Source organism: Enterococcus sp. AZ109 (assembly GCF_051714625.1).
Lineage (GTDB): Bacteria > Bacillota > Bacilli > Lactobacillales > Enterococcaceae > Enterococcus_A.
Genome location: NZ_JBIOSF010000001.1, coordinates 1,302,870 through 1,329,866, shown reverse-complemented (window position 1 = coordinate 1,329,866; position 26,997 = coordinate 1,302,870). Strand labels below are relative to the sequence as shown.

The 26,997-nt window shown below is 41.0% G+C and carries 25 protein-coding genes and 1 other annotated feature; of the genes, 21 read left to right on the top strand and 4 right to left on the bottom strand.

The window, feature by feature from the left end; genetic code table 11:
- The 11 genes from IGI42_RS06315 to IGI42_RS06265 all read left to right on the top strand — a co-directional run bounded on the left by IGI42_RS06315 (position 1) and on the right by IGI42_RS06265 (position 9,752).
- On the top strand, positions 1–1,098 hold the full coding sequence (locus IGI42_RS06315) for an iron-containing alcohol dehydrogenase family protein (RefSeq protein WP_438714980.1): 1,098 nt from the start codon (positions 1–3) through the stop codon (positions 1,096–1,098).
- A gap of 19 nt (positions 1,099–1,117) precedes the next feature.
- Entirely contained in the window at positions 1,118–1,963 is an 846-nt protein-coding gene (locus tag IGI42_RS06310) for a PTS mannose/fructose/sorbose/N-acetylgalactosamine transporter subunit IIC (RefSeq protein WP_438714979.1), read from the top strand.
- Between the two features lie 19 nt (positions 1,964–1,982).
- On the top strand, positions 1,983–2,840 hold the full coding sequence (locus IGI42_RS06305) for a PTS system mannose/fructose/sorbose family transporter subunit IID (protein WP_438714978.1): 858 nt from the start codon (positions 1,983–1,985) through the stop codon (positions 2,838–2,840).
- Between the two features lie 23 nt (positions 2,841–2,863).
- Positions 2,864–3,370, top strand: coding sequence for a PTS system mannose/fructose/N-acetylgalactosamine-transporter subunit IIB (locus tag IGI42_RS06300; RefSeq protein ID WP_438714977.1), 507 nt, complete (start codon positions 2,864–2,866; stop codon positions 3,368–3,370).
- Between the two features lie 88 nt (positions 3,371–3,458).
- A complete protein-coding gene (locus IGI42_RS06295) occupies positions 3,459–4,343 on the top strand; it encodes a hypothetical protein (protein WP_438714976.1) in 885 nt (294 codons plus the stop codon).
- 26 nt (positions 4,344–4,369) lie between these two features.
- Positions 4,370–4,819, top strand: a complete 450-nt coding sequence (locus IGI42_RS06290; RefSeq protein ID WP_438714975.1) for a PTS sugar transporter subunit IIA — start codon at positions 4,370–4,372, stop codon at positions 4,817–4,819.
- Between the two features lie 20 nt (positions 4,820–4,839).
- Complete coding sequence (gene uxuA / locus IGI42_RS06285) at positions 4,840–5,913, top strand: mannonate dehydratase (protein WP_438714974.1); 1,074 nt, start codon at positions 4,840–4,842, stop codon at positions 5,911–5,913.
- Positions 5,914–5,940: 27 nt separating this feature from the next.
- Positions 5,941–6,585 carry a bifunctional 4-hydroxy-2-oxoglutarate aldolase/2-dehydro-3-deoxy-phosphogluconate aldolase gene (locus tag IGI42_RS06280; RefSeq protein WP_438714973.1) on the top strand — a complete coding sequence of 215 codons (645 nt, stop codon included), beginning with the start codon at positions 5,941–5,943 and terminating at the stop codon, positions 6,583–6,585.
- 149 nt (positions 6,586–6,734) lie between these two features.
- Positions 6,735–7,400 carry an HAD family hydrolase gene (locus tag IGI42_RS06275; protein ID WP_438714972.1) on the top strand — a complete coding sequence of 222 codons (666 nt, stop codon included), beginning with the start codon at positions 6,735–6,737 and terminating at the stop codon, positions 7,398–7,400.
- 52 nt (positions 7,401–7,452) lie between these two features.
- Positions 7,453–7,700 (top strand) — a binding site (T-box leader).
- Between the two features lie 59 nt (positions 7,701–7,759).
- The gene (locus IGI42_RS06270; protein ID WP_438714971.1) at positions 7,760–8,977 is read left to right on the top strand and encodes an NAD/NADP octopine/nopaline dehydrogenase family protein; all 1,218 of its coding nucleotides are present in this window, start codon (positions 7,760–7,762) and stop codon (positions 8,975–8,977) included.
- A 13-nt stretch (positions 8,978–8,990) separates the two neighbouring features.
- On the top strand, positions 8,991–9,752 hold the full coding sequence (locus IGI42_RS06265) for an aspartate/glutamate racemase family protein (protein ID WP_438714970.1): 762 nt from the start codon (positions 8,991–8,993) through the stop codon (positions 9,750–9,752).
- A 38-nt stretch (positions 9,753–9,790) separates the two neighbouring features.
- Here the strand turns inward: IGI42_RS06265 and IGI42_RS06260 are convergent, their stop codons facing one another.
- Positions 9,791–10,774, bottom strand: a complete 984-nt coding sequence (locus IGI42_RS06260) for a LacI family DNA-binding transcriptional regulator (protein ID WP_438714969.1) — start codon at positions 10,772–10,774, stop codon at positions 9,791–9,793.
- A gap of 12 nt (positions 10,775–10,786) precedes the next feature.
- Positions 10,787–12,286: a sucrose-6-phosphate hydrolase gene (locus IGI42_RS06255; protein ID WP_438714968.1), complete on the bottom strand. Its 1,500-nt coding sequence runs from the start codon at positions 12,284–12,286 to the stop codon at positions 10,787–10,789.
- Between the two features lie 217 nt (positions 12,287–12,503).
- Here IGI42_RS06255 and IGI42_RS06250 point away from each other — a divergent pair, with 217 nt between their 5' ends.
- Together IGI42_RS06250 and IGI42_RS06245 are read left to right on the top strand one after the other, a co-directional pair.
- Entirely contained in the window at positions 12,504–14,456 is a 1,953-nt protein-coding gene (locus IGI42_RS06250; RefSeq protein WP_438714967.1) for a sucrose-specific PTS transporter subunit IIBC, read from the top strand.
- On the top strand, positions 14,449–16,077 hold the full coding sequence (locus tag IGI42_RS06245; protein WP_438714966.1) for a glycoside hydrolase family 13 protein: 1,629 nt from the start codon (positions 14,449–14,451) through the stop codon (positions 16,075–16,077). The genes IGI42_RS06250 and IGI42_RS06245 overlap by 8 nt, the downstream gene beginning before the upstream one ends.
- 112 nt (positions 16,078–16,189) lie before the next feature.
- On the opposite strand, the gene IGI42_RS06240 is transcribed toward IGI42_RS06245, so the two are convergent.
- Positions 16,190–18,361, bottom strand: a complete 2,172-nt coding sequence (locus IGI42_RS06240) for an alpha-galactosidase (RefSeq protein WP_438714965.1) — start codon at positions 18,359–18,361, stop codon at positions 16,190–16,192.
- A 90-nt stretch (positions 18,362–18,451) separates the two neighbouring features.
- Between IGI42_RS06240 and IGI42_RS06235 the strand changes: the two genes are divergently transcribed.
- The 3 genes from IGI42_RS06235 to IGI42_RS06225 all read left to right on the top strand — a co-directional run bounded on the left by IGI42_RS06235 (position 18,452) and on the right by IGI42_RS06225 (position 20,678).
- A complete protein-coding gene (locus IGI42_RS06235) occupies positions 18,452–19,264 on the top strand; it encodes an AraC family transcriptional regulator (RefSeq protein ID WP_438714964.1) in 813 nt (270 codons plus the stop codon).
- A gap of 41 nt (positions 19,265–19,305) precedes the next feature.
- Positions 19,306–20,178: a fructokinase ScrK gene (gene scrK, locus IGI42_RS06230; RefSeq protein ID WP_438714963.1), complete on the top strand. Its 873-nt coding sequence runs from the start codon at positions 19,306–19,308 to the stop codon at positions 20,176–20,178.
- A 74-nt stretch (positions 20,179–20,252) separates the two neighbouring features.
- Positions 20,253–20,678, top strand: coding sequence for a heme-binding protein (locus IGI42_RS06225; protein WP_438714962.1), 426 nt, complete (start codon positions 20,253–20,255; stop codon positions 20,676–20,678).
- A gap of 111 nt (positions 20,679–20,789) precedes the next feature.
- Here IGI42_RS06225 and IGI42_RS06220 read toward each other — a convergent pair whose 3' ends face one another.
- Positions 20,790–21,365, bottom strand: coding sequence for a hypothetical protein (locus tag IGI42_RS06220; RefSeq protein ID WP_438714961.1), 576 nt, complete (start codon positions 21,363–21,365; stop codon positions 20,790–20,792).
- Between the two features lie 271 nt (positions 21,366–21,636).
- On the opposite strand from IGI42_RS06220, the gene IGI42_RS06215 reads away from it, so the two are divergent.
- From IGI42_RS06215 to IGI42_RS06195, 5 genes are all read left to right on the top strand, one after another.
- A complete protein-coding gene (locus IGI42_RS06215; protein WP_438714960.1) occupies positions 21,637–24,243 on the top strand; it encodes a sigma 54-interacting transcriptional regulator in 2,607 nt (868 codons plus the stop codon).
- Positions 24,244–24,388: 145 nt separating this feature from the next.
- Entirely contained in the window at positions 24,389–24,817 is a 429-nt protein-coding gene (locus tag IGI42_RS06210) for a PTS sugar transporter subunit IIA (RefSeq protein ID WP_438714959.1), read from the top strand.
- Between the two features lie 20 nt (positions 24,818–24,837).
- On the top strand, positions 24,838–25,329 hold the full coding sequence (locus IGI42_RS06205; protein ID WP_438714958.1) for a PTS sugar transporter subunit IIB: 492 nt from the start codon (positions 24,838–24,840) through the stop codon (positions 25,327–25,329).
- A gap of 18 nt (positions 25,330–25,347) precedes the next feature.
- Positions 25,348–26,154 carry a PTS mannose/fructose/sorbose/N-acetylgalactosamine transporter subunit IIC gene (locus tag IGI42_RS06200; RefSeq protein WP_438714957.1) on the top strand — a complete coding sequence of 269 codons (807 nt, stop codon included), beginning with the start codon at positions 25,348–25,350 and terminating at the stop codon, positions 26,152–26,154.
- Complete coding sequence (locus IGI42_RS06195; protein WP_438714956.1) at positions 26,151–26,972, top strand: PTS system mannose/fructose/sorbose family transporter subunit IID; 822 nt, start codon at positions 26,151–26,153, stop codon at positions 26,970–26,972. Before IGI42_RS06200 ends, IGI42_RS06195 begins: the two co-directional genes overlap by 4 nt.
- The last annotated feature ends 25 nt before the right edge of the window (positions 26,973–26,997 follow it).

Below are 26,997 nucleotides of genomic sequence, written 5' to 3'. Positions count from 1 at the left end.
ATGTTAGAAGGTATGAAGGTTAAGGTTGGTCCTCAATTTTATCAGTATCAGGTAGGAGCCTTTGAAATGGTCCCTACTTTGTTGGATGAATATGGAGCCAAAAAGGTATTAATCGTACACGGGACGATCTCGTGGGAAAAGGCTCAGCCTAGACTGAATTTTTTGCAGGATGATCGTTATGAATTTACTTATCACCAGTACACAGGTGAGTGCAGTTATTATGGTGCTGATCTGATTGGTGAGATTGTTAAAAAAGAGCAAATTGATTTCGTTATTGGTGTTGGTGGCGGGAAGTTGACTGATTTAGTTGGTTATGCAGCCCATAAATACAATGTGAATTTTGGAGTCATTCCAACTCTGTCTAGTAACTGTGCGCCATGGACACCGCTTTCGGTTATGTACAAAGAAAGTGGTGAATCAGAAGGAAAGAGCGAACATTTCTTGCGTCAGGCTTGTTTTTTCATCACCGATCCTGAGTTGGTGATCGATTCACCAGTCAATTATTTTGTTGCTGGTTTAGCTGACACGTTGGCAAAATGGTATGAGTCAGAAGCAATTTTGGCACAAGATCATTTAAAGAACGAACCATTCTTGCAAATGGCAGGTTACACCGCCAAGTTGTGTGAAGAAGCAATTACTCGAGATTCGGCAAAAGCAATTCAAGACATGAAAAATCAGGAATTATCCGATGAATTTGTTCGTTTGTCAGAAATTATTTTTGCGGTCGCAGGTTTAGTTGGTGGTTTGGGTGATAAGTATGCCCGCAATGCCGCTGCTCACGCGATGCATGATGCTATGAGTAAATACATTCCAGAATGTCATCGTTATTTGCATGGCGAGAAGGTAGCTTACGGCATCTTCTATCAACTAGCAATTGAAGAAAAGTGGGATGTCATCGATCAGCTGATGCCATTTTATCAGGAACTAAATTTACCGATGTCATTGCATCAAATGGGTATTTATCCTGAAGATGAAGCAGTGATTGATCAGTTAGTGGAATTCATTGATTCCAAAGAGAAAGTTCACTTGATTCCTTTGCCGATCACCAAAGAAATGCTAAAAACATCCATTGAAAAGTTAGAAAACTATATTAATTAAAGCGTTAAAAGGAGGACATATGGAAACTTTAAGTGTAATGCAGAGCTTGTTAATTGCTTTATGGGTTGCTGCGGTTATGTCGAGATGGCTAGGAGGCGGGGCAACTTTAACCCTGCGATTCTCGCCATTAATGACTGGATTGTTTGTTGGGGTTGTAATGGGAAATGTACCCCAAGCAATGATCGTAACAGCTTCCTTACAAATGATTTACATGGGGGTATTCTCACCCGGTGGGTCAATGCCGGCAGAACCATCGATTGCTGCAGCAATTGCCGTACCGGTAGCGTTGTTGGGGAACCTACAACCAGAAGCAGCGATTGCTGTAGCCGTACCGGTTGGACTTTTAGGAAGTTATCTGTATCAATTTAGATTCTTTATCAACACATTCTTAGGTAAATATACCGATAAAGCGGTAGATGATCTAAATCCTAGAGCGATTGCTCGTTCTATTATTACCTATCCAACAATTGCATCATTCCTATTGTTTGTACCGTTAGTATTTGTTGCCTTATTCTTAGGTGCACCAGTTATTGCTGATGTCATCACTGCATTAGAAGGTACTGTTGTAATCCACGTATTAGAAGTTGTTGGTGGTGGTTTGGCAGCCATTGGGATTGCTACAACGGTTTATGTTATTGGTCGAAAAGATTACATGGTCTTCTTCTTCCTTGCTTACTTCATGAGTGTTGTCTTCAAATCATTGGAAATAACCATGGTTACTTACGCTGTCTTTGGGGTAATTATTGCGTTAATCTTTGTACAGTCACAAAAAGGCAAAGTTGTACAAGCCTCAGGTGACAGTGGCGGATCAGGAAGTACCGCGACATTTGATGATGACGACGATGACTATGACGATGGATTTTAATCGATAAGGAGGGAATACTATGACAGAGACAACTACTGCAAATAAATTAGCACCAGAAGAAATTACGAAAAAAGACGTTACGAAAGCATATCTTCGCTGGCATTTTGCCAATGAAATTCCGCATTCTTTCGAACGTTATTTGGCACCATCTTTGCTGTATGCCATGATGCCGATTTTACGCAAACTATACAAAGACGATGATAAACTAAAAGCCGCTTACAAACGGCAGCTGCTTTTCTTCAACACACAGCTTAGCTGGGGTGGTGGGGTCATCACAGGTTTGATGTCTTCCATGGAGCAACAGCGGGCTGAAGAAGAATACGAAGAAAAAGAAATTATGATGCAAGATGATCTGATGTACAATACGAAAGCCGGTCTGATGGGTGCCTTGGCAGGGATTGGGGATGCGATTGACTCTGGTACTGTTCAATATATCTTTATTGCGATTGCTATTCCTTGGGCTCAAGAAGGTAGTGCACTAGGTGCCTTGTTCCCATTCGTATGTTTTGCTTTATATCAAGTAATCTTAGGTGTGTTTTTCGCGCAACAAGCCTTCTCAATGGGACGCAATGCTACTGGTTTGATGCAAAGTACCGGGGTTCAGTCAGCGATTGAAACCTTGTCCGTACTTGGTTTATTTATGATGGGAATTCTAGCCGGAAACTATGTAAAAGTTGCTTCAACCCTGAAATTTAGTCTTTCTGGACGAGAGTTCGTCGTGCAGGAAATTTTGGATCAGATTGTTCCAGGAATCTTGCCATTGGCCGTTGTAATGGGCGTTTACTGGTTCTATACCAAGAAAGGCCTGAAGGTAACCCAAGCATTGCTTTGGTTAACCGCCATCTTAATTGTATTAGCAGCTGTAGGAATTTTATAAACTAGAAAAGGAAGTGACCCGTAATGGGAGTTGTAAACTTAGCACGTGTCGATGAGCGTTTGATTCATGGACAGGTAATGATGACATTATCACAAAAGAGCGGAGTAAATTCGATTTTCGTCGTGGATGAAGTCGTTGCCAAAGACAAATTTATGCGAGACTTGTACAAGAGTGCCGGCAGCCGTACCGGACAAAAAACGATTGTAATCACGCCAGAAAAAGCCAAATTTTACTGGGATGAATACAGCTTCAAAGACTATAACTGTATTTTAATTACTAAAACAGTCAGTGTTATCTATGATTTAGTGACACATGGACTACCAATGAAGGAATTAAACATTGGCGGGATTGCCCAAAAAGATCCAGAAAAAGATATTTTAGTAACCAAATCCGTTTATTTGAATAAAGAAGACGCTGTAAAACTAAAAGATCTGAATGAAAATTATGGTGTGGAAGATATTTACTTCCAAGCAACACCATCCGCACCAAAATCATCTTTAAAAGATGTTCTAGGTCAGTTCGGGTTGTAAATTTTCACAGAGTAAACAATGTGAGGCTTCACAAACTAGCTTTGTGCAGCCTTTCTAGTAGGACCAAAACGTGGGGAAGTGAAGCATAATGGAACAAAACATGGAACAAAATGAGAAGTTTAGCGATTGGCTGTTTCGCTATCAGTATGTTTATCGTGTACGGCGGACAACTAAACAAAAACGCCGCTTCATCACTGCTTTAGCAACTGATATTGCCAAAATGCGTGAAGATATTCAAATCATTGAATACAATCGCAATAAAAAATATGTTGCTAATAATGTATACGTGGGCGACATTAAAAAGGCCGATCGAATTATTTGTACCTATTATGATACACCGCCGCAAAGTTTTGGTCCTTATCATTTATTTGATCGTAAGAAACAAAGTAAAGGAACTACTGGTTTTATTCTAGTAAGTGCCTTAATTACTTTGTTGGCTGGACTGATCGCAACATTGGCTTATATGCGGATTGCACCGAATGCTTTTGATCTATCAGCACCCAGCACGATTATCGCTGCGCTTTTCTTTGGCGGATATTTCTTCTTATTAAGTAAGGTAGCGAAAGGCTTATCGAATCGCAATACACTGATTCGTAATACTTCCTCTATCTTGGCTTTGCTGCAACTAATTGATGAAGTGAAGAATAAAAAAGTGGTTTTTGCCTTTCTAGATGAAGGAGCTTATGGAGAAGTTGGACTGGATGTCATGCAGGAATCGACCAAGCCTTCCGCAAAAATCTTCTTTTTAGATTCAGTTGGTGCTCATACAGATCTTCATTTTATTGGTAAAGGGATTTCGTCAGAGAGACTGCAGCAGTTGGACATTCAGCCACATCTAGGGAAAAGTTCGATCAACTATTTATTTGGTGCAACTGTTTCCGAGGATACAGATTATGTGCTGGAAAAAGATGAATTGAAACAAAAAACGTTGAACTTGGCGAATGTAGAAAAAATCATTCAGCTATTTGACTAAGGCATTAAAAACGAGGAGGACAATTCATGTTAGGAATCGTCATTGCAACACATGGTAAATTAAGCGACGGACTCAAAGATTCAGCTGAAGTAATCATTGGCGCAACCAACAATATTGCTACAGTGAATTTGAATCAAGGAGACGACGTACAGGAATTAGGCACCAAAATCAAAACAGCAATTGAAGAAGTGAATCAAGGTGAAGGAGTCATTGTACTGGTGGACTTAGTAAGTGCCAGCCCGTATAACCAGTCAGTATTGACAGTTAACAGCTTAGATGCTGAGCTGCAAGAATCGATCTACATCATTGGCGGCGCTAATCTGCCAATGTTACTAGAAACGATTAACCATCAAATTTTGAGTACACCGGTGGAACAAACGGCCCAAGCAATCATTAATCAAGGTTCAGATAGCCTGAGCATGTGGCATGTATCGCAGGTAGATGTATCGGATGACGAAGACGAGGACGATTTTTAAGAAATGGGGGAAGGTATATAATGAAATGGGGCTTTAGATGGTATGGCGAGAAAGGTGATTCCATTCCATTAAACAACGTGCGACAAATTCCTGGTATGGATGGAATTATCGGCACATTGCTAAACAAACTACCGGGCGATGTCTGGGAAGTAAACGAAATACAAGAGTTGAAGGATTCGATTGAAAAAGAAAACTTAGCATTGCTGGGAATTGAGAGTGTCGCGATTCATGATGCAATCAAAGCTGGGACTGATGAGCGCGATAAATACATCGATAACTATATTCAAACGATCAAAAATTTATCCGCTTGTGATGTTCACATGATCTGTTACAGTTTCAAACCAATTTTTGGCTGGGCTAAAACTACTTTGAATTATGAAAATGAAGATGGCAGCTATTCGTTGGTTTATGATCAGTCAGTGGTAGACAATATGGAGCCTAGCGACATGTATAAACTAATCCATAGTCAGTCTAAAGGTTTCAAATTACCTGGCTGGGAAGAAGAACGCCTGAATAAATTCAAGAGCTTGATGGATACTTATGAAGGTGTCACAAAAGAAAAATTATTTGAAAATTTAGAATATTTCTTGAAAAAGATTATTCCGGTCTGTGAGGAAATGGACGTTAAGATGGCGATTCACCCGGATGATCCGCCTTGGGAAATCTTCGACCTGCCGCGGATTACTAAAAACTTGGATGACTTGAAAAAAATCCTGAACATTGTTGATTCACCTTATAATGGGCTAACATTTTGCACAGGGTCCCTCGGGGCTGACCCAAACAATGATCTTGTTGAAATGGTTCGTGAAATTGGTCACAGAATTAACTTCGTTCACTTCCGTAATGTTGGTTTTATGGGAGAACGTAAATTTAAAGAAACGGCTCATTTAAGTACAGAAGGTTCACTAGATATGTATGCCATCATGAAAGCATTAGTGGATGTTGGCTTTGACGGACCAATTCGACCTGACCACGGACGAACTGTATGGGGCGAAGTAGCAATGCCTGGTTATGGCTTATACGATCGGGCAATGGGTATTTCTTACATGCAAGGTCTTCACGAAGCGATCATCAAAGCAAAAGACGCAGAATAATTATTTTGCAGGAAAGTGAGATGGAATATGTTAGCAAATATGGAGCATGCGCTTTATCAACAAATTGCTGAAACAAAATTATTGCCGCTTTATACAGCGACGGATTTAACGTGCTTGCCACGCTTGGAAGAAGTTCTTGTGAAAAATGAAGTCCGTTTTATTGAAGTGACTTTCCGCAGCGAATTAGCAGCAGATGCGATCAAACAATTGGCAGCTTCGGGTGAATTAATCGTGGGAGCTGGGACTGTTCGAACCTTGGCAGAAGCCGAAATCGCCGTAGAAAATGGGGCAAAATTTATTGTCTCACCAGCGATTGTGCCTGAGGTAATTGACTACTGCATCAAAGGTGATATTCCAGTATTTCCGGGAACAGCAACCCCTGGAGATATTCAACGAGCGTTAGAATACGGGATTAAAGTCGTGAAGTTTTTCCCAGCGGATATCTATGGCGGCTTAAAGGCGATCAAAGCATTAAGTGGACCTTTCTATGACGTGAAGTTCTTGCCAACGGGTGGAATTAATGCCGAGAACTTTATAGAATATTTGGCCGACGAGCATGTGATCGGTGTGGGTGGTTCCTTCATCATCTCAGAGACAATCCTGAAAAAAGATGATGGAAAAAGTGCTGATGAAGCATTAAGTGCCTTGGTCGAAGCAATAAAAAAAGCATAAAATAGCTAGTTAGACGAACTTGGTCATAGGATCAGGTTCGTTTTTATTTGATACAAGTTGTTTTCTTCAATCTATGATTGCAAAATTACAGGAAAAGAGGCAGAATGTTAAGGAGTACGGTGAAGCAAAAGTTGATAGGAGGCGCTCGAATGAGCCAAAATAAACTGAAAATCGTTATCTTTGATATGGATGGCTTATTAGTAAATACAGAAGTTGTTTATCGCGATGGGTGGCAATATGCTACAAAGCAGCATGGCGTTGATTTACCGGAAGATATGTTCCAAGGATGGGTAGGAAAAGGCTATCATGAAACAACTGAAGCTTTAGTCGAGTTAACAAAAGATCGGCAATTAGTTCAAGCTATTCGCAAAACACGCGAAGAATACTTTCGCCAAGAGCTAGCGGAGGGGCGCGTTGTACCTAAGCCTTACGCTAAAGAAGCTCTGCAGGCCGCAAAAGAGAAATACACGGTTGCCTTAGCGACTTCTACCATGAAGGAAAGAGCGCAAAAAGTGATGAAAGCCTTAGAATTCTGGCAATACATCGATTATCCAGTTTTTGGCGATGAGGTTGAAAAGCTAAAGCCCGCCCCAGATTTATATTTGGAAGCTTTAAAAAGAGCGGGCTTTTCAGCAGCAGAAGGTGTAGCTGTTGAAGATTCGATCACTGGGAGTCAAGCCGCTGAAAATGCAGGTTTGCCTGTGCTAATGGTTCCTGATGCTAATTTTGATTTGGACGTAGAAAAAGTTCCAGCTGGTGTGGTTCAACGGGGAGAAGATTTACGAATTGTGCTGGATTATTTGGAAAAGCATTGACAGAAAGAGACAGTAATTATAAGATACTAGGTAATTACTAATCTTATTTTAATAGTGAGCGTTGAGAAGAAGAGTAATGCTAGCAAGAAATGTAGAGAGTCTCTGGTTGGTGAAAAGAGATATTCAAGCTAGCATGAAGATGGTCTTTGAGCATCAGACACTGTGGGAGCAATCTTTAAGTGCTGCGGGTTCGCCCGATATCGCGACAAGCTATCGATAACTCTATCCGTAGCTGTGAGGCTTGTTTTTACAAGTAAAAAAAGGTGGTACCACGATACTTAGTTTGTAATCGTCCTTGGTTTAGCATTTCATATGCAAATCAGGGGCGTTTTTTTTATTTAAAAAAGGGAGTGAAGTAAATGGTTTTGAAAGAAAATTTACCGCAAACAACAGTAGCTGTTTTAGGTGGAGGAGCAGCTGGGAAAGCGGTAGCGGCTGATTGCGTATTAGGTGGGAACAAAGTAAATATTTGTGATTTGCCAGGATTTTTTGCGACAACTTTGGCAACAGTTGAACGGACAGGAATTAACATAACCGGAAAACAAAACAGTAAATACGGTTTTAAACGCTCGGGCAATGCTAAGTTTGAAAAAATTACTGACAGTGTAGCTGAATGTGTCAAAGGCTGTCAGTTGATTATTGTAGCTGTACCTTCGATTGCCCACGATGCATTTTTTGAAGAACTAGTTCCTGTTTTGGAGGAGGGTATGATTATTCATATTATCCCTGACAATTTTGGATCCTTGAAATTACGTAAGAAAATGCGGGAAATGAATTGTACGAAGCAAGTGGTCATTGGTGGCTGGTCCAGTGCTCCTTATGGCGCGCGGGTAGTAAAAGAAGGCGGCGTAATGACTTCAGAAATCGGCTTGATCTACCGAGCGATTACTTTGCGGGGTGCCAGCTTGCCTTCGACGGATCAAGAAGTCTTTTTGGAAAGTACCAATCAATTAGGTTGTTTCGATGCAATTACTGAAGGCGATGGTCCCACTAGTGGAAAAACTGTTCTGGATGTTGGCTTTAGTAATGTGAATCCTGTTTTACATTGCCCAGGAACGATTCTAGGTGTCGGTGTGATGGAAAACTGGGGCCGAGTGTTTGGCGGTAATGATAAATCGACTTACTCGATCTACTCTCATGCTTATTGTGAATCGATTTCTGAAGTCCAATATGCCTTTTACTTGGAGGAGGTTGCTTTAGCTGAGGCCATTGGTGTAGATTTGCAGCGTTTCCCGAAAAAGAACTTCTTATCACGAACCAGCATTTTAGGACCTGAATACATGGGCGATGATTGTATCGTGCCTTTTGATGAGCAATACGAAATGGCGATTGGTACCGGCCCTTTTAGTATTCACGATCGCTACATCACCGAGGATATTCCGGTAGGATGCCATATTTATCATGAGTTAGGCAAGAAATTCGGAGTAGAAACCAAAGTGATCGACAGCATGATTACACTAGCATCAGTGATGACTGGTCGTGATTTCTTAAAAGAAGGACTGACCTTAGAAGATTTAGGAATCGGTCATTTGGAAAAAGCAGAATTATTGGATTATTTAGAAAGCGGTAAGCTATAAGGAGGTCTTGATAATGGATTGGAAAGGTACCTTGAACGGGCTTCAGGATTTACAGGGAATTCATCACGTTCCGGCTATTCCTTTTGCTGGCTATGGGATCGGGATTATTGCTGTGGATTTGAAGTATCCAAAGTTACCAGGAAATGTAGCGAATGCTACAACATTTTCGTTTCCAGTTTTGTATGAAGTAGTGGCATTTGAGATTGAACAGCTTTTTGCCGGAGCCGCTGAGATTGAAGCACAGATTGTTGCGGCGGCCAGGAAATTAGAAAAAGCTGGGGTTCGGGCGATCGTAGGGGCCTGTGGTTATTTCGGACATTTTCAACAAGTGGTGGCTGACTCAGTCGATATTCCAGTTTTTTTGTCTAGTATCAGTCAAGTTCCTTTGATTAAACTGAGCTTGAAAAAATCTCAGAAAATCTTGACACTGGTTGCTAGTGGTGAAGATGTCACATCAGAATTTTTCCAACAGTCAGGGGCTGATTTAGCGGATTGTGTGATTTGTGAGATTGGTTCATTGAAAAGTTTTGCACCGATACGCTGGGGAAAAACTGAACTGGATAATCAGCAGCTAATCAAAGATTTAGTGGGAACTGTTAACGAACAGTTGGCAGCAAATCCTGCGATTGGTGCCGTGCTGCTGGAATGCAGCGACTTGCCGCCTTATGCTTGTGGGATTCAACAAGCAACCGGTTTAGCCGTGTTTGACTTCATTACCCTGATTAATTGGGTTTACACAGCGGTGGTTCAGCGACCTTATTATGGATATTTTTAAGCCAAAGGAGGTTGTGACATAAAACGTCACAACCTCCTTTAGGTCGTTCTTCCTTGAATCAATTTAACCGGTAAGACATAATGCTGTTCTAGTTTTTTATCGGGACTGGTAATCCGCTGAATCAGCAAATCCACTAGTAAATCGGCAAAATCAGAAATTGGCTGAGCAATCGTAGACAGCTGTGGGAAATAATTTTGGACGAATTTGGTACCATCGTAGCCAATCAACTTCAAATCTTCTGGAATCGAAATCTGCATTTCCTGACAAATGTTATAAACCAAAACTGCTGTTAGGTCATCGGTACAAAAGAGGCTGTCCAAGTCCTCGTTTTCCAGAATCCGTTTGATTTCCAAGGTTTTTAACGCCATCGAACTAGCGCGCGAGTCAATTGTGAAGATTCGTGGCTCCAGTTGTTTTTCTTGCAGCAGCTTTTCGTAGCCTTCTAGACGACCATTGGTGGGTGAGCTTGATTTTAAACTACCAGTGAGAATGCCTATTTTCCGGCAGCCTCGTAAATAAAGATTCTCCGCTGCTAAATAGCCGCCGCGATAGTTATCGCTGCCGATAATGGGGATACTTTTTGCTAAATATCGGTCAAAAGAGACAATTGGCAGGCCGATATCTTCGTATTCCTTAATGCCTAAATTGTGGGCACCAGCAATGATACCGTCCACTCGATTGGCAGAAAGCATATTAATATAGGCCCGTTCTTTTTCTTTATTATTGGCACTATTACAGAGAATCGTCTTATAGCCTTGCTCAAATAAGGTAGTTTCAAGTTTATCTACTAATTCACCGAAAAATGGATTGGAAACAGTCGGGAAAATGACGCCGATCAGCTGTGTATTTTTTCCCTGCAGTGAGCGGGCCAAGGAATTGGGTTGGTAGTTCAATTCCTTCATGGCCGCATGAACCTTGTCAATCGTCTTTTGGCTAAGAGAGCCATAGTTATTAATGACTCTTGAGACAGTTGTAGGGGAAACCCCGGCTTTTTCGGCGACATCGGTTAATTTGATTGCCATCGTTTGTGCTCCTTAATCGTTTATCATTTTGCGCAAACGCCAACAGTTGCCTGAATAAGTACCGGAAGCTCCTTCAAGGAATAGACCATTTTCTCCTTCTTGTGGAAATACCCGCGCAGTTACGACTTTTTGACCATCGTTGATAAAGATCTCGCAGACAGAATGATCGACGAAAATCTGTAAATTCAAGGCTTGATGCTTTTCGATAGAAAAACTGCGGGTGGTTCCGTATTCTTGGGCGAAAGGGAGGCCAGCGTTTGAGCGATCTACCTTAATCATACCATTTTTTACATCAAAATCGATCACCAATGAGTGATTCAATTCTTGATCGGCAAATAGATGTAACTTGCCTTGGCTGTCTGCTGAAAGCTCTAGCATGATTTCGTAACTATTGTCTGTCTCATCAAGCAAAGCAGTAGGCTGCTGGGTCAAAGTCCCTGCTAAATCTTGTTGCTCTTGACGCAAATCGGCTTGTTCTGCCACTGGTGTTTGGTACAGTTGACCATTTTTGACGGTTAGTTCTTTGATGATACTTAGACAATGAGCCCAGCTTTCTTGATCACTAGGGTATTCAATTTCTGGCAAGCCCACCCAGCTGACTGCCAAAGCGCGACCATCAGGAGCATTGAAAGCTTGGGTTGCATAAACGTCAAAGCCTTCGTCTAGATTTTGCAACTGACTTGGATTGGTTAATGCTAGTTTCTCTGAGTCAAAGTTATCAGCCGTGATGTAAGAATTAGGGTAGATATTTTGGTAAGGACTGATTTTAGGATCTAAGCCTTGCGGACAAAATAGTAAAACTGGTGTATCGTCAATAAATACTAAGTTAGGACATTCCACCATGAAGCCCATCGACTGATCAGTAAAAGCTAACTCTCCTTTAAATTCCAACGTATCCAGACTTTCTCCAACGTAAGCCAAAACAGTACCTTCCAATTTTTCTCTTTGGGCACCAATTAACACCCAATATTTTTCTTCATAAATAAAAACCTGTGGATCACGAAATTCATGGGTATATCCTGTTGGCGGTGCTGGGATAAAAGGTTTCTCCGCCTTAGTGATTTCACCTTCTTGATTCATATATGCCAGCATTTGATAAGACTGCCGTTGCCATTGTTGGTCACGGACATTTCCCGTATAAGCTAAGACTAATTTATCATCCACCACAATTGCCGAACCCGAGTAAACTCCGTGGCTGTCATAAGACGCATCTGGTAAAAGCGCCAAACCCTCAGGCTGCCAATCCACCAAATTTTCCGAAGTTAACTGATACCAAGATTTGATGCCATGAACGGCGCCCATTGGATAAGCTTGATAGAACAAATGCCATTTCCCATTGTAATAAGAAAAGCCATTAGGATCATTTAGCAGCCCACTTTCTGGCTGAATGTGATAGTTCAATTGCCATTGAGAGTTGCGGACATTTTCGATTAATACTTGTTGATAGTGTTCATCCCACTGATGATAAGGTCGGTAGCGTAACTCATCCGTCCATTCTTTGATTATATCCATAATTGATTTCCCCTTTTAGAAAACGTATTCCTCGTTATAAAGATACTGCATAAAAACCAAAATGTCAAACGTTCGTCATGAATCGAAAGCTATATGTATGAAGTTTTATAGTGATTTTAAGAAAATAGGAAAATAAATTTGATAAACGTTTGACATTATGGGTAAATCTTTGTATGATAAGGATGGAAAAAGCGATTACATGGAGAGGAGCTTAAAAATGAATCACAAAAAAGTAGCAGAAGAAGTCAATAAAGCAGTCGGCGAGGGCAATATTCAGGCGGCCGCTCATTGTGCCACACGGTTACGATTGGTATTGAAAGATCCAAGTAAGGTAGACCATGCAGCCTTAGACAACAACGAGGATGTAAAAGGAACCTTCGAAGCTAACGGGCAGTTCCAAATTATTATTGGACCTGGTGATGTAAACAATGTTTATGCCGAGCTAGTCAAGATAACCAACGTAAAAGAAGCCTCGACCGAAGATTTGAAAGCGGTGGCGGCAGAAGGCAAGAAGCAAAATCCCGTGATGGCCTTCATTAAAGTGTTGTCAGATATTTTTGTTCCGATTGTCCCAGCTTTAGTTGCCGGCGGTTTGTTGATGGCTATCAACAATGTATTAACTTCACCTAATTTGTTTGGTCCGCAATCGGTTGTTGAAATGTTTCCTAACTTTGCCGATGTTGCCAGCATTATCAATCTGTTGTCATCTGCACCATTTGCTTTCTTGCCAATTTTAGTTGGGTTCTCAGCTACCAGAAGGTTTGGGGGAAATGCTTATTTAGGAGCTGCCATTGGAATGGTGATGGTTATGCCTGATTTAGTTAATGGATACGGCGTAGCTAATGCCATCACAGAAGGCACCATGCCTTACTGGAATATCTTTGGTTTGGAAGTTGCTCAAGCAGGTTACCAAGGATCAGTATTACCAGTATTAGTGGTTTCTTGGATTTTAGCGACATTAGAGAAGTTTTTCCACAAGAAAATTCCGGCAGCGTTTGATTATACCTTTACACCAATGTTAGCTATTATTATTACTGGATTTTTGACATTTATCATTGTCGGACCAATCATGCGCACTGTCTCAGACGGCTTAACGGATGGATTAGTTTGGTTGTATGAAACCACTGGAGCTGTCGGACTAGGGGTGTTCGGTCTGTTTTATTCACCAATTGTGATTACTGGGTTGCACCAAAGCTTCCCGGCAATTGAGACGACACTGTTAGCCGATGTTGCCCGAACCGGTGGATCATTTATCTTCCCAGTAGCTTCCATGGCCAATATTGCGCAAGGGGCCGCAACTTTAGCCATCTTTACCTTAACGAATAACAAAAAACAAAAAAGCTTAGCTTCATCTGCAAGTATTTCGGCGCTATTAGGTATTACTGAACCGGCAATTTTTGGGATTAACTTAAAAATGAAATTCCCGTTTGTCTGTGCCATGATCGCTTCCGGCGTTGCCTGTGTATCACTAGGAATCTTCCATGTATTATCAGTGGCAATGGGGCCTGCCAGTGTGATCGGCTTTATCTCGATTGCCCCCGCATCAATCCCTTACTTTATGATTAGTGCTGTAATCAGCTTTGTTTTAGGGTTTGGTTTAACTCTTGCTTATGGCAAAAAGAAAATGGAAGTTCCGGTTACAGAAGCCGAGGATGGACAAGCAGCGGTAGAAATTAATGAAAATCCAGATCAAGTAATTACCGCTAAGGATGAAGTGCTATCTGCAGTAATTTCAGGTAAAGTTGTTCCATTGAGCCAAGTGAATGATCCAGTCTTCTCTACTGAAATGATGGGTAAAGGTGTGGCAATCATCCCAGAGGATAACCAACTCTTTGCACCAGCGGATGGTGTATTGACGGTGATGTACGATTCAAAACATGCGTACGGTATTCAAACAGATGATGGAGCAGAAGTCTTGATTCATGTCGGTATTGATACAGTTAATTTGGCGGGTGAATTCTTTACGACGAATAAAAAGCGCGGTGAACGGGTGAAAAAGGGTGAATTATTAGGTACCTTTGATCGTGAAGCAATTAAGAAAGCTGGTTACGATGATACGGTGATGATCTTAATTACCAACTCAGCTGCTTATAGCGAAGTCAGTGTTTTAGACAAACTGACAGTTGCCGCGGGTGATGATTTAGTTGCCGTGAGTGAAGCCTATGCCTAATCCGTGGTGGCAAGAAGCAGTCATTTACCAAGTATATCCTCGCAGTTTTCAAGACAGCAATCAGGATGGTATTGGTGATTTACAGGGAATTATCCAGAGGCTAGATTATCTAGCCTTTTTGGGTATCGATGCGCTCTGGTTAAGTCCGGTTTATCGTTCACCGAATGATGATAATGGTTACGACATCAGTGATTACGAAGCGATCGGTCCTGAATATGGCACGATGGCTGATATGGATCAATTAATCAACGAAGCGAAAAAGCGCGAAATCAAAATTGTGATGGATCTGGTAGTTAATCATACGTCTGATGAGCATCCGTGGTTTCAAGCAGCTTTACAAGGAAAAGACAATCCTTACCACGATTTCTACGTGTGGCGTAAAGGAATAAATGGTCAGCCGCCGAATGAGTTGCAGTCGAATTTTAGTGGTTCGGCCTGGACTTACGTACCTGAGCTGGGTAAATATTATTTACATCTGCATTCTAAAAAGCAGCCAGATTTAAATTGGGAAAATCCTCGGATGAAACAAGCGATTTGGGATATGATGAATTTCTGGCTAGATAAGGGGATCGGTGGATTTCGTTTAGATGTGATTGATTTGATCGGTAAAGAACCTGATAAAGGTATTACTAAAAATGGTCCGAAGCTGCATCAGTTGTTGCAGAAAATGAACCAGCAAACTTTTGGGAATTATGATGTGGTTACTGTTGGGGAAACTTGGGGAGCAACACCAGAAATTGCTGAATTATATTCTGGAGCAGATCGTAATGAACTGTCGATGGTTTTCCAGTTTGAACCGATTAATTTAGACAAACAAGCGGGTAAAAGAAAATGGGATTTAAAGCCGCTGAATCCTCAAGAGCTTCACGAAGTTTTTTCTAAATGGCAAATTGAACTAGATCAAAAGGGTTGGAATTCCTTATTCTGGAATAATCATGATCTGCCGCGGATTATTTCGCGCTGGGGTGACGACTCACCAGAATTTCGTACTTTAAGTGGTAAGATGCTGGCAATCTATCTGCATTTCATGAAGGGGACGCCATACATCTATCAAGGAGAAGAGATCGGAATGATCAATTATCCGATTAAAGATATTCAAGAGGTCGATGATATTGAAAGCATCCGCATGTACAATCAGCGGCTGGCTGAGGGTTATCCAGTGGAAGAATTAATTGCTTCTATTAATGCAAAAGGCCGAGACAATGCTCGGCATCCGATGCAATGGAATCAAGAGAAAAATGCCGGTTTTTCCGAAGCTGAGCCTTGGCTTCCCGTCCATCCGGCTTCCGCGACAATTAACGTTGAAGCGGCATTAGCCGATAAAGAATCGCTTTTTTATACGTATCAAAAATTGATTCAGCAGCGGAAAAACAGTCCGCTGATCATTCACGGCGAGTACCAGGTGGTGGAAACCAACAACCCTTATGTCCTGGCTTATCAACGTTTCAATAAACAAGAAAAATTATTAGTTGTAGTGAATTTTTCTAAAGAAGAACAAGACTATTCACTGGCTGAAGACTGGTCGGATGGAGAACCACTGATTCAAAACTATTCTGAACAGTCTGAGCGATGGAGAAAGCTGGCTCCTTATGAAGCATTTGCTGTGAAGCGTAATAAATAAGAAAAGGGTCGTGACCGAAGTGTTCAGCTCCGAGAAATAAGCTGCTTCAGTTACACCGATTATGAGGGTTTCATTGGCTGTGACGTTTCATGTCACAGCCTCATCTTTATCCTCAAACCTTTTTCCAATGGAAGAGCAAGGTTGCGAAATCTTCTTTAATTCGTGGGATCGTAATACCGGCATGATTCAATTCCGCACCCGAAATTTTTTGACCAGTGGTTAGGTCTTGATAGATCGCTTGCTCTTCTAAATAGCGAGTTTTCAACTGATGAATGGGAACAGCCGGACGTGCCAAGCCATTAAAGTAAATTACCGCCGCTTCCTCTTCAGTTACAAACAACCACGCAGTCGCAAAGAAATCATTGGCTGGCTGCAGCCGGTAAAAACGACCAAATTGGAAAAGTGAACGGTGCGCTTTATAAAAAGCGATTTGTTCGGCAATATTCGTTTGTTCATCGGCTGGCAAATTGGTTAAATCTAGTTCATAGCCGAGGTTTCCGCTCATGGCAATCAGGCCACGTGTTTGTAACGGCGTAATCCGACCAACCTGATGATTAGGCACGGGCGAAACGTGAGCACCCATCATAACTGGAGGATACAAATAGCTGTAGCCATATTGAATTTGACTGCGGCATAAAGCATCTGAATTATCACTAGTCCAAGTTTGCGGCATGTAGTACATCATGCCTGGATCGAAGCGACCGCCACCGCTAGAGCAGTTTTCAAATAAACAAGCTGGAAACTGACTGGTGATGGTTTCTAAGATCCGATACAGTCCTAACACATAGCGATGGTGAATCTCTTTTTGTTGGGAAGCAGGAAAGGCCAGGCTGCCGACTTCAGTTAAATGTCGGTTCATGTCCCATTTAATATAATCAATTTTCCCAGTTGCTAAATAGCCGCTTAACATGTCAATTAAGTAATCCTGCACATCTCGGCGACTCAAATCTAAAACTAATTGGCGCCGGCCTTCTGTCATAGGATAAGCTGGAACTTGTAAGACCCAGTCAGGATGCGCTTCAAACAGCCGACTGTTTTTAGAGATCATCTCTGGCTCAAACCAAAGGCCAAATTGCAGCTCTTTTTGATGAATCTTATCCGCCAGCCCAGCAATTCCTTGAGGCAGTTTTTCAGTATTCTCCTGCCAATCGCCTAAAGAAGAGGCATCATCATTGCGTTGACCAAACCAGCCATCGTCTAAAACAAAAAGTTCAATACCAGTTTCTTTGGCTAAATCCGCTTGTGCCAATAACTCTTTTTCGTGGAAATCAAAATAGTTGGCTTCCCAAGTATTCAGTAAAACAGGTCGTTGCTTTTTTTGCCAGGTAGGAGGAACTAACTTGTTTTGATAAATCCGATGGAAGGTTTGGGACATGCCATTTAGTCCATCAGTTGAGTAATTCAATACGACTTCAGGTGTTTGAAAGATCTCTGTCGACTTGAGACACCATTCGAAGGTTTCTGGTTGAATCCCTAGCTGGACTCGGCTAGAACCATATTGCTCTACTTCTACTTGGGCAGTAAAATTCCCGCTATAGATTAAATGGAAAGCAAAGACTTCTCCGTGAAATTCAGTTGTAGAAGGTTCTACTAATGCTAGAAATGGTTGGTGCTGCGGACTGCTGGTGCCACGGGAGCTTTCAATTTTTTGGATGCCTGAATGCAGCGGCTGACGAGCGATGTTGGCCTCATTCGTGTGGGCCCCATTTAGGGTAATCAGGTCAAAATCCGTTCTTGGTAAATCCATCAGCATGGAGCCGGCGTTTTCTAAGTATACCGATTGTGTGCCGTGATTTAGGTAACGAACGCTGCGGGTAATAACCGGGTACTCTTCATAAAGAGAGTAGACCAGAATCATTTCCAGCGATTGTATTTCATCATATAAGGAAATTTCCAAAGTGGTTACTTGACCATTCCGTAAGCTAGGAAGACCGTTTAATGGTTTTTTTTCGGAAGTAATTTGGTGCTCACGATAAAAGAAATTTGTAAGATTGGCGCCATTTGTTGAACGAATTTGATAATTGCTGATGCGATGATCACCAGTTCCTTGGCTACTGGTTTCCATTGGCAATGAATTTAGCGAAAATTTGCGATCAGTCGGATCAGGATTCGTCGCAAAGCCGCGGTCAATTTCTTGAAGAGAATTGCTGCCGGCATAAAAGGGTAGTGACTTGCCAAAGTAGCGATGGGTAAGATATTTATCTTTTTCGATGCCAATGACATAACTGAGCTGATCATTTTTCAAGTGGAAACATTGTTTTTCTGAGTCGAATAAAATAGGCATGAAATCTGCTCCCTTCTTCTGTATACTGTAAGCATAAGCAATCAATCGCTTTCAAACAAGAAGAAATAATTTTAACGAAGAGGTAAAAAATTGCAAAACTACTTTTTTCGCAGCTACTATTATCTAGAGCACCACTCGTTACCTTATTTAAAGGGAATCGGTATCGGTCACGGCGGGAAAGACTATTATTGGGACGGCAAGAATCGTAAAGATGATCTGGTTATTTTGCAGTATACTTTGGCAGGCAAAGGAACCTTTGAAATTTCGGGACAAGCAACGATTCAACAGACCGATGACTTTTTTCTAGCTGAAATTCCCAGCGATTGCTGTTATTATGGACAAGAGGATTGGCAGTTTTTGTATGTGGAATTTTCCAAAGAGATCATTCCTTGGTTTTTTCCGGTTAATCAAAGTCATGCGAAGGCTTCAGCCTGTTTCAGACAGCAGCTAATGGCACTGGCTTCTCGGTTAAAAGAGCAGTCTGAGTTGGATTTTTTTGAAAATACACAGCTGGCTTATCAGTTAATTGTGGACTTAAAGCAGGAATTACTAACGAAAAAGCAAGAAAAGCATCCGACTGCTGAAAAAATCAAAAGTTACCTGGAAGCCCATTATCAGGAAGCGATCGGCTTAAGCAATATTGAAGAGCAATTTCAGTTTTCTAAATACAAATGCATTCGACTATTTGAAGAGGCGTATGATATACCACCAATGGCTTATTTAACAAGGTATCGTGTCATGTGCTCTTTATCTTTGTTAACAGAAGGGAAGCAGACGATTCACGAAATTGCTCAACAAGTAGGCTTTGCTAATGGCAATTATTTTGCTAAAGTATTTAAAAAGGAGCTGGGCCAATCTCCCAGTGAGTATCAAAAAAGCAAGCAGGTATTTAAAACAGAATAGTTTTTAATAGAAAAATTAATGCATAAAAAGGGAGCGATAACATGGTATATGGATCAATCGAAGCAGGCGGGACTAAATTTGTCTGTGCAATCGGCGACGCAGAGTTAAACATCAACAAACGGGTGAGTTTTCCAACCACTACACCAGAAGAAACGATGAAGTTAGTCATTGAGTTCTTCCAGGAGTACAAAGATGACTTGGAAAGCATCGGGATTGGTTCTTTTGGCCCGATTGATATTCATCGGGATTCACCGACTTATGGCTATATTACTTCTACGCCTAAATTGGCTTGGCAGAATTATGATTTTGTCGGCACATTGAAGAAAGTTTTTGATGTACCAATGGCTTGGACAACGGACGTAAACGCAGCTTGCTATGGAGAATATATTGCTGGAGCTGGACAAGGTTTTTCTAGTGTTGTTTACTATACTGTCGGCACTGGTGTTGGCGGCGGCGCATTGCAAGATGGCGTATTCGTGGAAGGCTTTAGTCATCCAGAAATGGGACATATGTTGGTACGTAATCATCCTGATGATTCATTTGAAGGGAATTGCCCATTCCATAAAACTTGCTTAGAAGGCATGGCAGCAGGACCTGCCATTCAAAAACGTGCCGGTAAAAAAGGGCAAGAATTAGCTGAGGATGATCCAAACTGGGATATCGAGGCTTACTATTTAGCTCAATGTGCCTATAACACTACTTTGATGCTTGCGCCAGACAAAATCATTTTGGGCGGCGGTGTGATGAAGCAAAAACAATTACTTGGTAAAGTCTATCAGGCTTTTGATCAATTAATGAATGGCTATGTCAAAACACCAAAACTGGAAGAATATATTGTAACTCCAGAACTTGGTGATAATGCCGGAACCATCGGCTGTTTGGCTTTGGCTAGAGAAAGTAAATTACATTCTTAAGATTATTTGGTCGATGGGCGTTGTTAATAGCAACGTCTATTGGCTTTTACTTCAAAAATGAGAGGGATGAACAAATGGATAAGCAGCAGGTCATTCAAGATGAAAAAGAAGTGGTTTTTAAAGAATTTACTCATGAACTTGGTTACAAAATCGCTCAACGAATTATTGAAAAGGTTCAAGCAAGCAAATTAAAACCAGTTGGTGTTCGGATTATTTTAGATGATCTAGTGATCTTCCAATATCTTATGGATGGAAAAAATGAAAGCAATTGGTTAAAACGGAAAGAAAAGACCGTTTTGGATAGTGGGCATTCGTCACTTTATGTATTTTTCCATCAAGATGACTATACTGGTTGGATTGATGATGAGCAGTACGCCGTTTGTGGTGGCGGTTTTCCTATCATTATTGAGGGGAAAGTTCGTGGCGTCATCGGTGTTTCCGGCTTGAAGCACGATGAGGATCATATGCTTTTGACAGAGACAGTTAGAGAGTTTATTTAGACAAAAAAAGGATCAAGCGCAGCTTCTTAACGGCTGGGGTTGATCCTTTTTTCTTAACGGTTGAGGTTTCGCAGACTAGCTTTGTGGGCACTAAGTAAAACCGTTCATGTATTAGTAGCACTTGGAACACGGGGTCAGCCCTCGTGCTTGTGCTTCTTCTAGTGTTGCCGGGGTGTAAGTACCATTGCCGCATTTGTGAGTATGGTACTTACTGCCTGTGGGAGTTACATAAACCGTTTCACTTTGAGCAGGTTGAGCGATCTGTTGCGCCTGAGCTTCAGCAGCGGCGGCAGCCTCTTGGGCAAGCCTGGCTTCCTCCGCTTTTCGCTGGGCTTCTGCCTGTTCAGCAGCGACCCGTTCCTCTTCGGCCTTTTTAGCCGCTTCTGCTTGTTCAGCAGCAATGCGTTCTTCTTCGGCTTTTTTTGCTTCCTCTTTTTCTTTTTCCTCTTTTTTAGCTACTTCTTCAGCTTCCTTAGATTTTTTAGTGGCCGCGGCTTTTTCTTTTTCAAAAGAATCGCCTGATTTTTCTAAGGAAGAAACAGTTTTCGAAAGTTCTTTGTTTGCTTTTTCCAATGATTCAATCGTATGGGATTGCTCGGTAATCGTTTCTTCACTGCTGCCAGTTCCACAACCGGCAAGACTTAAACCTAAAGATAAAACTAGAGCTAATTTCACTAACCTTTTCATTTTTCTCCCTCTTTTCTCCGAATTTTTTCTTGCTTTTGAATAGACTCTCCTTTTTTTGCGTATATTAAATAATATGGCTATTCCCCAATAGCGCTCTTACTAAAATAATACTATATATTTTGTCGCCAAGACAGAGGGTGTAACCTTCATTTTTAGGTATTACTCGTAACGGAAAGTGATTTTTTTAAAATTAATCACACAAATACCAATTAGACAGTTTAAGCTTTTTTTTGTATGATCATTTTAGAGAGATGGGGAAGAGGAACCAAAAATGAAAAAAAGCGCAAAGGAAAAAGTTTATGATTGTTTGATCCAGCTGAATCAAAGCTATGGCGCAGTTACCGCTGAAAAAGTAGCAGAACAGTTAAGTATTTCTCGGCAAAATGCTAGTCACTACTTATCTCGCTTATTGGAAGAGAAAGCGGTTGCTAAAATTCCGGGGAAGCCTGTTCGTTGGGAGGCCTATTTGACGGAGCACTCTGGGGTGGGTATCCAGCAGTCAAATGTTTTTCAACGAGTGATTGGGTATGATGGCAGTCTAAAGGAAGCCATTCAGCAATGTATTGCCGCTGTGAAGTATCCACCGAATGGGTTGAGCATTTTAATTACGGGCGATACTGGTGTCGGGAAAAGCTTTTTGGCAAAGTTGATTCATGAATATGCAGTGGAACAAAGTATTCTCAGGGAGGAAGCACCTTTTGTCGTCCTAAATTGTGCAGATTACGCAGATAATCCTGAGTTGCTGGCAGCTACATTATTTGGTTATAAAAAAGGGGCCTTTACCGGTGCCGAAAAAGATACGCAAGGCCTTTTGGCGGCTGCCGATACTGGTTACCTATTCTTGGATGAAGTTCATCGCTTATCAAAAGAGAATCAGGAAAAACTATTTTTGTTCATGGATTCCGGTAATTACCGCCCGATTGGTGAGAATCAGGTCTGGTCAACAGCCAAAGTCCGCTTTATTTTTGCTACTACTGAAAAAAAAGAAGAGTATTTGTTAGATACTTTCGCCCGTCGGATTCAGTTATTGGTGGAACTACCGCCTTTTTACAGCCGACCTTTGATGGAAAAGCTGTACATGATTGAAGCCTTCTTCTACCAAGAAGCGAAAATTATTCAGCGGGATATTTTATTGACTAAAGAAGCTTTGTCATTATTGATCCAGCATGACTTTACAGGGAATATTGGTGGGTTAAAAAATAGCATAAAAATCAGCTGTGCGAATGTCTTTAGTCGTGAGCTGGGTCCAATGTTGCGGATTTCAGAAAAAGAAATTGCTCAGCTGTTGGAGCTCCCTCATTTGAGCAACGAGCTGCTGTTTCATGAAGATATTGTGATTGATTGGCAAAAGGAATTAACCTATTCTGCTGAGGGCTTTACTTATGAGCAGCCACTTCGAAGAATTATTAAAAATATTAGCCAGAGCGTCGAACTGAATGAAGGACAACTGAAAAAAGATGTACAGGAGTTGTTATCACAAGTGAATCAAGCAGCCACGACTAAGTTACAAAAATTATTGTCTAATACCTACCTATATTTGTGGGAACAAATTATTATTAAGAAATATGGGTTAGTAAAAAGCGGAGCAGCCGGAAAAATCAGCAGCGGTTTTTTCACACAGCTTCTTTACTGGGAGGATGACTTGCAAGAGATAATCAAGCTTGTAATGAAACGCTATCCTAGGTCGTCTCATGTGGCTGAACAATTCATCGCGGAATTGCCCAAACAAACCTTTCAAGAGCGCCAACAACTATTGTTGATCCTAATTGTCATTTTAGCGGATTATGTAGATGAAAAAATCGAACTAAAAGGTTTGTTGCTGGCTCACGGTGAAAGTACCGCTAGTAGTATACAGTCTGTGGTAAATCAATTATGCGGCAACTATGTGTTCGAAGCTTTAGACATGCCAGTAGAAAGCAATGTTTCAGAAATTATCCAACGGACAAAAGAATTTGTTCATCGTCAAGTGAACACTGACAGTTTAGTATTAATTGTAGACATGGGTTCGTTGAATCAAATCTATACACAGATTAAGCATGACTTAAAAGGGGAACTTCTGCTAATAAATAATTTAACCACCTCGATTGCGTTGGATATTGGGTTGAAGATGTCTATAAATGCTCCGTTTGATCGAATTGCCGAAGACGCTACCGAAAAATACTCCATCAATGTGCAATACTTTGAAGGGTTTGCTCAAAAGAACAATATCATCATTTCGTGTATGTCTGGTTTAGGGATTTCAGATAAACTGAAAGAGATTTTTCGTGACCATCTTTCTGCTAGTAATTTGGAAGTTTTTACTAAGGAGTACAAAGAACTAAAAGCCTTGATAGACCAAAACGAGGAGAATTACTTCAGCAAAACTAAGCTGGTCATCACCACCTCAGACTTACCTAAGTCTTTTTCAATTGATAACATTAACATTTATAATGTACTTAGCGAAAAAGGCAGTAAGCAATTAGAAGAATTACTGAGTGAGGAAATGAACCCGCTAGAATTTCAACGCCTGATCGAGGAGCTAATTAAGTTTTTCTCCTTTGAAGGGATTGCTGACCGCTTAACCTTCTTGAATCCCACTTTGGTCATGGGGGAAGTAGAATCGGCAGTGGCTAAATATGAAAATTACTATCAGTTCAAGCTGCATGGGAAGGTGAAATTGAACTTGTACATGCATACTGCACTGATGATTGAGCGTTTGTTTTTGGCTAGGACCGAAAAAACTGAAGACACACTGCCGGAAATGTCTAAAGAGGCTGAGAAGTTCCATTATGTTTCCCACAGTATTTTTCAATCGATGGAGATGAAATTCAATTTTAAAGTAACAGCCTATGAAATCTCCTTGCTGTATGAGTTACTAGGACCATTTATTCAAAAGTAAGTGTCTAAAGATGTGTCTAATCGGATTTTTTGAGATTAGACACATCTTTTTTTGGTAGAAAAAGCCTATAAAATCAACGGGTTGAAAAGTTGGCACGCTAATTGCTTTATATAAAAGTGTAAAGTAGCGGAAAGGAAATAAGCAGATGAAAAAACTATTAATTGCCTCACATGGTGATTTAGCACAAGGGATGCTTAGCAGCATCCAGGTTATTACCGGTACTACTGCGGGTATTACAACAATTAATGCCTATAAAGAAGGTGTCGATTTAAATGAAGAATTGACAAATTTTATTAACAGCTTGGAAAAAGCAGATGAAGTCTTTGTCTTTACTGATTTATATGGCGGCAGCGTCAATCAAAAAATTACCGAACGTTTTTTGTTGGAAAATTTAGCCATTCGGATTATCAGCGGGTTTAATTTCCCAGTGATTTTAGAAATTCTGTTGGGACCTGATCAAGTGACGACAAGTATGTTAGAGGAAATGATTGAAAAATCCCGTCGAGAATTGCAGATAAACGTGTTGCATCCCCAGGTGATTGTAGAAGACAGTGATGAAGATTTTTTCAATTAAGAACAAAAGGAGGAAATAAAATGATTACAGCAGTACGAATAGATGAACGATTGATTCATGGACAGGTGGCAATGACTTGGACGAAGACCTTGAAATTAGATGGTTTGGTGGTAGCTAGTGACGAAGCGGCTGAAAATGATATCCAAAAGATGACGTTAAAAATGGCAGCTCCTGCCGATGTAAAAACGATTATTAAATCAGTTGATGGCGCGATTCAATTGTTGCAAAATCCACGTTCGCAGGAGATGCGGTTGATGGTTTTAGTTCCTACCGTAAAAGATGCTGTTAAGCTGGCCAAAGCCTTTCCTAATGAAATAGAACTCATGAATGTTGGGAATGCAGGAAAGATGACACCTCCTTCTCCAGATAAAAAGCTGCTGACTAAAGAAGTCATGCTGACACCGGAGGAAATTAGTGCATTAGAGGAATTAATTGCACTGTATCCAGAAACAGTTTTTCAAGGCACACCTGCAATGGAAAAACGCTTAGCTAGTGATGTTTTAGCAAATTAAAAAAGGAGAGATCGGATTATGTATGATGCTTTTGTAGTAGCACTCGCAGTTTTTGTTGGCGTTGCGGGGCATGAGATGTTTGGAATGTCCATGTTGAGTCGGCCAATTGTCGTAGCACCTTTAGTTGGCGCCTTAATGGGGGATGTTCAGACGGGGTTAATTGTCGGGGCGGCCTTAGAAGCAATTTTCATGGGTGTAGTAAATATCGGTATTTCCAGTACCGCCGAACCTTCATTAGCTGCAGGTCTAGCTACCGCTTTTGCTATCAAGATGGGTGGTAATGTAGATGCGGTTATTCCCTTAGTTTTCCCTTTGGCTGTTTTAGGATTACAACTAATGAATATGATTTTCTCTTTTGTCTGTGGTCCAATGGCCGCCAAATTCTTTACATTGGCTAAAGATAATAATCAAAAAGGGATTATCTCTCTCCACTACTTCATGTGGTTTGTTCATTACGCGTTATATGCTCTTATTCCCTTCTTTGCAGTATTATTTGGTGCTGATGTTGTGAAGGCTGTTTTAGATAATATTCCAGAAGTAATTATGAATGGTTTAACGGTTGCAGGTAACTTGTTACCTGCTGTAGGGATGGCGATGTTGCTACGGATGCTTTGGAGCAAATCAATCGCAGTTTGGTTCTTCCTTGGTGTGGTATTGATGGCATACTTTGAACTACCTTTAATCGCTATAGCTGTTATTGGAACTATTATCGCAATTGTTATTGCTCAAAGAGATATGCAAATGAAGAAGACACCAGTGGCACCTCAAGCGACCGCAGTTGGAGCAGCAGTAATTGATGAGGAAGAGGAGGAATTTTTCCAATGAAATTAGGACAAACGATTACTAAAGAAGAGAAAAAGCTTGTAAGAAAAATGTTTTGGCGCTCGATGACGATGTATGCTTCTGTAAATCCAGTTATCATGGGCGGTGGGGGTTTTGCCTACTCTATGATGCCTTTTATCAATCACTTTTACCATGACGAACAGGAAAAAACTGCAGCTTTAGAGCGGCATTCCCAGTATTTCTCTACAACAATCCCTTGTGCCTCTTTCATTATTGGCATTGCGGCATCGATGGAGAAGGAGAATTCAGAAAAAAGCGGGTTTGATGTGGAAAGTATTAATGCCATTAAGACCAGCTTGATGGGTCCACTGGCTGGAATTGGTGACTCGTTGTTCTGGGGAGTATGGCGAGTCGTTTCTGCGGGGCTAGCGATTAACTTAGCAAATGCTGGTAACATTTTCGCACCAATTATCTTTTTAATAATGTTCAACATTCCTAATTTTGGCATGCGGTACTATGGTGGTATTCTAGGCTATTCACTTGGATCAAAATATATCGAAAAAATGTATGCAAACGGCTTAATTGAGATTTTGACAAAGGCAGCCAGTATTTTAGGGTTGATTATGGTTGGGGCTATGACCATTAATATGGTAAATTTTACGACGATTTTGACCTTCTCCATGAAAGGAGAAGAAATCATGAATGTCCAAGAAGTATTGGACAGTATTTTTAAGGGGATTATTCCTTTGGCAGTTACACTGGGTTGCTTTAAGCTGCTAAACAATAAAGTGGGCGTAATCAAAATTATCTTCGGAATGGTTGTTTTAGGAATTGTGCTTTCTTTCCTAGGAATTGCTTAAAACTAATTGAGGTGGTGTGGCTGTG

Bases quoted from the DNA above. Each gene is read 5' to 3' on its own strand.
- IGI42_RS06270 (WP_438714971.1), top strand. From the start codon at position 7,760: ATGGTTTTGAAAGAAAATTTACCGCAAACAACAGTAGCTGTTTTAGGT.
- IGI42_RS06290 (WP_438714975.1), top strand. From the start codon at position 4,370: ATGTTAGGAATCGTCATTGCAACACATGGTAAATTAAGCGACGGACTC.
- IGI42_RS06255 (WP_438714968.1), bottom strand. From the start codon at position 12,286: ATGGATATAATCAAAGAATGGACGGATGAGTTACGCTACCGACCTTAT.
- IGI42_RS06205 (WP_438714958.1), top strand. From the start codon at position 24,838: ATGATTACAGCAGTACGAATAGATGAACGATTGATTCATGGACAGGTG.
- IGI42_RS06310 (WP_438714979.1), top strand. From the start codon at position 1,118: ATGGAAACTTTAAGTGTAATGCAGAGCTTGTTAATTGCTTTATGGGTT.
- IGI42_RS06220 (WP_438714961.1), bottom strand. From the start codon at position 21,365: ATGAAAAGGTTAGTGAAATTAGCTCTAGTTTTATCTTTAGGTTTAAGT.
- IGI42_RS06215 (WP_438714960.1), top strand. From the start codon at position 21,637: ATGAAAAAAAGCGCAAAGGAAAAAGTTTATGATTGTTTGATCCAGCTG.
- IGI42_RS06240 (WP_438714965.1), bottom strand. From the start codon at position 18,361: ATGCCTATTTTATTCGACTCAGAAAAACAATGTTTCCACTTGAAAAAT.
- IGI42_RS06280 (WP_438714973.1), top strand. From the start codon at position 5,941: ATGTTAGCAAATATGGAGCATGCGCTTTATCAACAAATTGCTGAAACA.
- IGI42_RS06210 (WP_438714959.1), top strand. From the start codon at position 24,389: ATGAAAAAACTATTAATTGCCTCACATGGTGATTTAGCACAAGGGATG.
- IGI42_RS06195 (WP_438714956.1), top strand. From the start codon at position 26,151: ATGAAATTAGGACAAACGATTACTAAAGAAGAGAAAAAGCTTGTAAGA.
- uxuA (WP_438714974.1), top strand. From the start codon at position 4,840: ATGAAATGGGGCTTTAGATGGTATGGCGAGAAAGGTGATTCCATTCCA.
- scrK (WP_438714963.1), top strand. From the start codon at position 19,306: ATGGTATATGGATCAATCGAAGCAGGCGGGACTAAATTTGTCTGTGCA.
- IGI42_RS06265 (WP_438714970.1), top strand. From the start codon at position 8,991: ATGGATTGGAAAGGTACCTTGAACGGGCTTCAGGATTTACAGGGAATT.
- IGI42_RS06245 (WP_438714966.1), top strand. From the start codon at position 14,449: ATGCCTAATCCGTGGTGGCAAGAAGCAGTCATTTACCAAGTATATCCT.
- IGI42_RS06295 (WP_438714976.1), top strand. From the start codon at position 3,459: ATGGAACAAAACATGGAACAAAATGAGAAGTTTAGCGATTGGCTGTTT.
- IGI42_RS06315 (WP_438714980.1), top strand. From the start codon at position 1: ATGTTAGAAGGTATGAAGGTTAAGGTTGGTCCTCAATTTTATCAGTAT.
- IGI42_RS06260 (WP_438714969.1), bottom strand. From the start codon at position 10,774: ATGGCAATCAAATTAACCGATGTCGCCGAAAAAGCCGGGGTTTCCCCT.
- IGI42_RS06305 (WP_438714978.1), top strand. From the start codon at position 1,983: ATGACAGAGACAACTACTGCAAATAAATTAGCACCAGAAGAAATTACG.
- IGI42_RS06250 (WP_438714967.1), top strand. From the start codon at position 12,504: ATGAATCACAAAAAAGTAGCAGAAGAAGTCAATAAAGCAGTCGGCGAG.
- IGI42_RS06275 (WP_438714972.1), top strand. From the start codon at position 6,735: ATGAGCCAAAATAAACTGAAAATCGTTATCTTTGATATGGATGGCTTA.
- IGI42_RS06300 (WP_438714977.1), top strand. From the start codon at position 2,864: ATGGGAGTTGTAAACTTAGCACGTGTCGATGAGCGTTTGATTCATGGA.
- IGI42_RS06225 (WP_438714962.1), top strand. From the start codon at position 20,253: ATGGATAAGCAGCAGGTCATTCAAGATGAAAAAGAAGTGGTTTTTAAA.
- IGI42_RS06200 (WP_438714957.1), top strand. From the start codon at position 25,348: ATGTATGATGCTTTTGTAGTAGCACTCGCAGTTTTTGTTGGCGTTGCG.